The following is a 6,411-nucleotide window of genomic DNA, read 5'->3' on the forward strand; positions in this document are numbered from 1 at the left end:
GCGCCACCTTCTCGCCGGGGGGGCCGCACGGGCGGTGGCGCCCCCCGCGGGCGCCGCCCGGGGCGGGGCGGGGCGGCGGGGCCCGGGGGCCGGGCGCCCCCCCCCCCCCGACTACGGTTGGTCACGTGGATCCGCGTGAGGAAGACGACGAGGACGAGTTCGACTCGCAAGAGGAGGAGGACGGCTTCGACGACGATGACGTCGAGGACGAGGACGACCTGTTCGGCGTGACCTCCGAGCCCCGCACCATCTGCCACCTCTGCGGCGGGGCGGGGTTCATCGCCAACCCGACCTCGGCCGTGATCGGCGGCGCACCGCGAACCGTCGACAACGGCCGCGAGTGCCCGCACTGCAACGGCGCTCGCAAGTTCCCGGGCCTGATCCCACCGCTCTGACCCCGGTCCCCCGCGCCGGTCCCCCCGCGCTCCGCCCGAGCCGGTTCGCCCCCGCCCCACACCGGGATCCGCCCCACACCGGGATCCGCCCCACCGGTCCTGCTCACGCCGGCGTGACGACCGCTGGTCCGACCGGCCGCCGGATCCACCGAAATTGTCGGACCTCGCCGGCAGAATAAAAGCCAGGGGTCCCCTGGCCGGGGACGCCTGCGAAGCGTGACGCAAAACCGTCCGGCCACCTGCCACTCGCACGGCCCGCCAGGCGCATCCACCCCCGGCCCGCCAGCCGCCCGGCCCATCCCGCCGCCCCGTCCGGCCCCGACCGCCGGCCGCCCGGCGACCACCGCCCCGCGCTCCGGGCGTCAGCGGTTCCCGGCGACCAGTTCCGCGTCCCGGAACGCCTGCGGCGACAGGCCGCGCCACGCGGTGACCAGGGCGCCCACCTGGATCAGCGTCGCCATCACCCACACGGACCGCAGGCCGAAGCCCGCGGCCACGAAGCCGCCCGCCAGGGCACCCAGCGGGGTCAGGCCCCAGGCCAGCGCGCGGTGGCTGGTGAGCACCCGGCCGAGCAGGGCGGGCGGGGTGAAGCGCTGGCGGCTGGACTGCGAGCAGACGTTCCACACCATCACGACCGCGGACTGCGCGAACGACACCACACCGATCGCCCACGCCCACGGCGGCAGCACCGCGTACAGCACCATCGTCACCACCATGCCGACCTGCCCCAGCCGCATCGACCACGCGTACCCGAGCCGGTCCACCACCCGGCTCACCACGAACGACGACGCCACCCACCCGGCCGCCGCCACCGCCAGCATCACGCCGTAGCCGACCGACCCCAGCTTCAGCAGCTCCTTCACGTACAGCACGAACATCGCCATCGCCGCGCTGGCCGCGAACGACCCGAGCGCCACCGCCACCGTGATCGACAGCAGCAGCCGCGTCCCGACCAGGAACCGCAGCCCCTCCGCGATGTCGCGCAACGGGTGCTCCGTCGACGGCGTCGCCGGGGCCGAGCGCAGCCCTCGCACGAACACCAGCGCCACGGCGGCGGCCGCGAAAGCCGCCCACGCGGGCGTGCCCAGGCCGAACGCGACCAGGAACCCCGCCACCGGCGGCACCACGAACTGCACCACGCCGCGGTCGATGAGGATCAGCCGCGTGTTCGCCGTCGCCAACCGGTCCGGCTCCACCACCTCGGGCACCAGCGCACCGGTCGCGCCGTCACCGAGCACCTGCGCCGACGTCACCACGAACGCCACGACCACCAGCAGCGGCAGGCTCAGCGAGCCCGTGACCCCCGCCACCGCGAGCGCCAGCGCCGCGCACCCCTGCACCAGGTACGCCGACGCGAGCACGGCGCTGCGCCGCACCCGGTCGATCAGCACGCCCGCGAACAGCGAGAACACCAGCCACGGCGCCTGCCCGACCACGTTGACCAGCGACAGCTGCCGCGGGTCCGAGGTGATCGTGGCCGCGATCCACGGCAGCACCGACAACATCAGACCTTCGGCCACCGAACCGGACACCGCCACGGCCTGAAGCCGCACCCACCCCCTGGACATGGTCGACACTCTGCCAACGGACACCGCCGGCGGTCGACTCCTCAACGCGAGGTGGACGCGGAGCGCGCCGCCCGCAGGGGGTCGCCGGGCAGGGGTCGGCGCTGGTCCGGGGCGAAGTACCCTGGTCCGCTGTGGGGGTCGTCCTGTCGGAGTCGGAGTGGACCGCGCGCCGTGACGCGCACGCGGAGCGCGTGCGGCGGTGGACCGGCCCGCACCACGAGCGCAAGGCCGCCGGCCGCAAGCACCCGGTGCTGGACTTCCTGTTCTCGTACTACTCGCACCGGCCCTCGCGGCTGGAGCGCTGGCACCCGGGTCCGGGCGTGGTCCTGGAGGGCGATGCGGCGCTGTCCTACCTGAAGTGGCCGGTCTACCGGCGCACGGCGGACGGCGTGGCGCTGGACGTCGAGGCGTTCGCGCGGGAACGGGCGAACACGGTGGTGTTCGCGGGTCGGCTGCTCGCCGCGACCGCCGAGCGCGCGCCCAGGCTGGGCTGCTTCGGCCTGCACGAGTGGGCGATGGTCTACCGGCAGCGGCCGGAGCAGGTGCGGCACGACGCGTGGCCGTTGCGGCTGGGCAGCGAGGGCACCGACCGGGTGGTGGAGTCGCAGCGGGTGCAGTGCGGGCACTTCGACGCGTTCCGCTTCTTCACCCCGGACGCACGGCCGCGCAACGCGCTCCAGCCGACCCGCGAGACCCAGGTGGAGCTGGAGCAGCCGGGCTGCCTGCACGCGAACATGGATTTGTTCAAGTGGGCGTACAAGCTGGACCCGGCCACGCCGTCGGAGCTGGTCGCGGACTGCTTCGAGCTGGCGGCGCGGATCCGGGAGCTGGACATGCGGGCCAGCCCGTACGACCTGGCCGGGCTCGGGTACGGGCCGGTGCGGATCGAGACGGCCGAGGGGCGCGCGGAGTACGCGCGGCAGCAGGCGGGGTTCGCGGAGGCCGCCGCGCCGCTGAGAGCCCGGCTGATCGAGCTGACCCGGCTGCTCGGCGCGGTTCTCGTCACCGCGCGATGACCTGGAGTGACTTCACCCGTTCCCCAAACGTCACCTGTTAGCGTGGCGCCGGTCGGGATTCGCCAGCCGTACGTAGGCGAACGCTGAGAGGAAGACGATGTCTCGACACCGCGCGCTGCGGACGAAGGTGCGGCGCGGTATCGCGAAGTGGCCGGTGGCCATCGTCGGCCTGGTCGTCCTGCTGGTGCTCGGGTGGCTCGGCTGGAGCTGGGTCGGCGGCATCGTGGAGCGCCGGGCCGCGGCCGAGGCGGGTGACTGCAACGAGGGCAACGCGCTGCTCAGGGTCGCCGCGACGCCCAGCGTCGCCGAGGCGGTCAAGCAGGTCGCGGAGGCGTGGAGCAGGCAGCGCCCGGTCGTCTACGACCACTGCATCCAGGTCGAGGTCCAGTCGATCGACTCCGAGGTCGTGCTCGAAGGCCTGACCCAGGGCTGGGACGCCGACAAGATCGGAGAACGGCCGCACGCGTGGGTGACCGACTCGATGCTGTGGGCCAACCGGCTCGGCGCGCAGAACGCCGCCCTGCTGGGCGCGGTGCCCCAGTCGATCGCGACCAGCCCCGTGCTGCTGGCCCTGCACCAGGACGCCGCGCAGGCCGTGCAGTCCGGTTCCGGGTTCCGGTGGACCGACCTGCCCGACCTGGCCGGCGCGGCGGACGGCTGGGGCCGGTTCGGCCACCCCGAGTGGGGCGCGTTCAAGGTCGCCATGCCCGACCCGGCGACGAACTCGGCCACCGCGATGGCCGTGCAGTCGGCGCTGGCCGGCGCGAGCCCCGAGGGCAAGGGCCCGGTCACCACCGAGATGCTGGCGCTGGACCCGGTGAAGAGCACGATGAGCAGGCTGACGTCGTCCACGCCGAAGGAGACGCCCGCGGGCACGTGGCAGGCGTTGAGCCTGCTGGCCGACGACACCGCGGTGAACGCGGTGGGGTTCAGCGCGGTGCCGGTGTTCGAGGTCGACCTGTACCGGCACAACACCGGCAAGGACGGCGGCACGGCACCGATGAAGCCCCTGTACGGGGTGGCGGCGGGCGGGCCGACGCCGATCGCGGACTTCCCGTTCGTGTCGCTGGCGGGCGACTGGGTCGGTGAGGCGCAGGTGCGGGCGTCGCAGGCGTTCCGGGAGTTCCTGCACGAGCCCGACCAGCAGAAGATCCTGGCCGCCGAGGGGTTGCGCGTGGATGCCACCACCGAGCGGCCCAAGCCGTCGCCCGGCATCCGGTGGGCCGCGGTCACCGACACGCTCACGCCCGCCGACGCCAACACCACCCAGCAGATCTCGGCGGCCTGGGCGACCGCGGACAACGGCCAGGTCGTCACCGTGCTGGTGGACACCTCGAAGTCGATGGAGGAACCCGGCGGCGGTGGCCGCAGCCGGATGGACTGGGTGAAGCAGGCCCTGTCCGGGCAGGTCAACCGGTCGGTGTCCGGGTCGCTGGGGTTGTGGGAGTTCTCCCGCGAGCTCGACGGCGACAAGCCGTACCGGCAGCTCGTGCCCACCGGCCCGGTCGCCACCCAGCGGCAGGCGCTGCTGGACGGCGTGGCCGCGTTGCAGCCGCAGAGCGCCACCCAGCTCTACAGCAGCGTGCTCGCCCTGTACGAGCGGATGCTCGCGAGCCACCAGGGCGGCAAGCGCAACCGGATCGTGGTGCTCACCGACGGCGCGAACGACGGCGGGCTGACGTTCCAGGAGCTGACGTCGCGGCTGGCGTCGGTGAAGCAGGAGGGCAAGGACGTCGAGATCAGCGTCATCGCGCTCGGTCAGGACCCGGAGCGCGCGCCGCTGTCCGAACTGGCCCGGTCAACCGGCGGCACGCTGTCGGTGGTCGAGGACGGTCAGGGCGTGGACGCCGCCCTCGGTCAGCTCCTGTCGGCCGACTAGACCGCCACGGGCACCGCGGCGTCCGATGTGCTCGTCGGCCGTCGCGGTGACCGCTCACCGCTGGTAGACGTCGGCCATGGCGGCGATCCGGGCGATGACGCGTTCCCGCAGCTCCGGCGGTTCGACCACCTCGACCTCGGGGCCGAGGCGGAGCAGGTCGACCACCGCGTGGTCCAGCGACTCGACCGGCACCCGGACCGTCGTCCACTCCCCCTCGGGTTCGACGTCCCTGAGCTCTCGTGCGGGGACGAGGCCGAGCAGGACCTGGGCGCTGCGCAGCCCGTTCGGCGTCAGCCGGACCGTCACCCGCATCGGGTACATGCGCTGCTCGAACCGCTCGGACCAGCCCGCCCAGTACTCGGCCAGGTCGAACCCCTCGGGCCGGTCGAACGGCTCGTCCAGCCTCGTCAGCTCCACCACCCGCGACACCCGGTACGTGCGCAGGTCGTCGGTGCGGGCGACGAGGTACCAGGTGCCCGCCTTGAGCACGAGGCCGAGCGGGTCGACCGTCCGCTCCACCTCGACCTGCGCCCACCGCACGTACCGGATCCGCAGGCGTCGCTGCTGCCACACCGCCTCCGCGATCGCGGCCACGCGCGGGGTGCCCTCGTTGCCGCGGAACCAGCCGGGCGCGTCCAGGTGGAACCTCTCCCGGACCCGCCCGGCGCGTGAGCGCAGCTCCGGCGGCAGGGCGGCGAGCACCTTGAGCTGGGTCGCCGCCACCACCGCGCCCAGCCCGAGCTCGGCGGCCGGGCCGGGCATGCCGGTCAGGAACAGCGAGTCGGCCTCCTCGGAGGTCAGCCCGGTCAGCCTGGTGCGGTAGCCGTCGACCAGCTGGTAGCCGCCCGCCGGACCCCGGTCGGCGTACACCGGCACGCCGGACGCGCCGAGCGCCTCGACGTCCCGGTAGACCGTGCGGACCGAGACCTCCAGCTCGTCCGCGAGCTCCTGCGCGGTCATCCGGCCGCGTGACTGGAGCAGGAGGAGCAGGGACAGCAGACGGCTCGCGCGCATGACCCCATCCTGACATCACCTGTCAGGTATGCCCGGCACGATCACCACCATGACCAAGACGCACACCACCGCGCGGCTCGAGATGAAGAGCTGGGACGAGCAGACCTGGGACGGCAAGCGCTACGACGAGGTGAGCGGCCCGAAGCAGACCGTCGGCGGGATGACCGTCGCCTACACCGGCGCGCTGGAGGCCACTGGGGACATGCGGTTCGTGATGACGTACGAGGACGACACGACCTGCGCGTCGACCGCCTACGAGGTCGTGACCGGCACTTTGGACGGGCGCGCGGGCTCGTTCGTCCTGCACCACGTCGGCGGCTTCGTGAACGGCGTGGCGTCCTCGACGGTCACCGTCGTCTCCGCCACGGGAGGGCTGGAGGGCCTGTCCGGCACCGGCCGGATCACGTGGCCGCACGGCGAGCCGGGCCGGTTGGAGCTGGACTACGGGCTGGCCGGGTAGGGACGTCGGTCCGCAGCGGGCGCAGGACCCGCCCGACACCACTCCGGACAGCACGAGGCCCCGGCCGCGAGCGTGGACT

The 6,411-nt window shown here is 73.5% G+C and carries 6 protein-coding genes; 4 read left to right on the forward strand and 2 right to left on the reverse strand.

Annotated elements, in window-relative coordinates:
• The first annotated feature begins 125 nt into the window (after positions 1-125).
• Positions 126-395: a hypothetical protein gene (locus AB0G02_RS25495; protein ID WP_360798144.1), complete on the forward strand. Its 270-nt coding sequence runs from the start codon at positions 126-128 to the stop codon at positions 393-395.
• A gap of 362 nt (positions 396-757) precedes the next feature.
• Here AB0G02_RS25495 and AB0G02_RS25500 read toward each other — a convergent pair whose 3' ends face one another.
• Positions 758-1,963: an MFS transporter gene (locus AB0G02_RS25500; RefSeq protein WP_360798146.1), complete on the reverse strand. Its 1,206-nt coding sequence runs from the start codon at positions 1,961-1,963 to the stop codon at positions 758-760.
• 131 nt (positions 1,964-2,094) lie between these two features.
• Here AB0G02_RS25500 and AB0G02_RS25505 point away from each other — a divergent pair, with 131 nt between their 5' ends.
• Together AB0G02_RS25505 and AB0G02_RS25510 are read left to right on the forward strand one after the other, a co-directional pair.
• Entirely contained in the window at positions 2,095-2,979 is an 885-nt protein-coding gene (locus AB0G02_RS25505; protein ID WP_360798148.1) for a 3-methyladenine DNA glycosylase, read from the forward strand.
• Between the two features lie 97 nt (positions 2,980-3,076).
• Positions 3,077-4,858: a substrate-binding domain-containing protein gene (locus AB0G02_RS25510; protein WP_360798150.1), complete on the forward strand. Its 1,782-nt coding sequence runs from the start codon at positions 3,077-3,079 to the stop codon at positions 4,856-4,858.
• Positions 4,859-4,912: 54 nt separating this feature from the next.
• Here AB0G02_RS25510 and AB0G02_RS25515 read toward each other — a convergent pair whose 3' ends face one another.
• On the reverse strand, positions 4,913-5,872 hold the full coding sequence (locus AB0G02_RS25515; protein WP_360798152.1) for a WYL domain-containing protein: 960 nt from the start codon (positions 5,870-5,872) through the stop codon (positions 4,913-4,915).
• A gap of 49 nt (positions 5,873-5,921) precedes the next feature.
• Here AB0G02_RS25515 and AB0G02_RS25520 point away from each other — a divergent pair, with 49 nt between their 5' ends.
• On the forward strand, positions 5,922-6,332 hold the full coding sequence (locus AB0G02_RS25520; protein WP_360798154.1) for a DUF3224 domain-containing protein: 411 nt from the start codon (positions 5,922-5,924) through the stop codon (positions 6,330-6,332).
• Positions 6,333-6,411 lie beyond the last annotated feature (79 nt).

It is taken from the genome of Actinosynnema sp. NPDC023658, assembly GCF_040639995.1.
Lineage (GTDB): Bacteria > Actinomycetota > Actinomycetes > Mycobacteriales > Pseudonocardiaceae > Actinosynnema.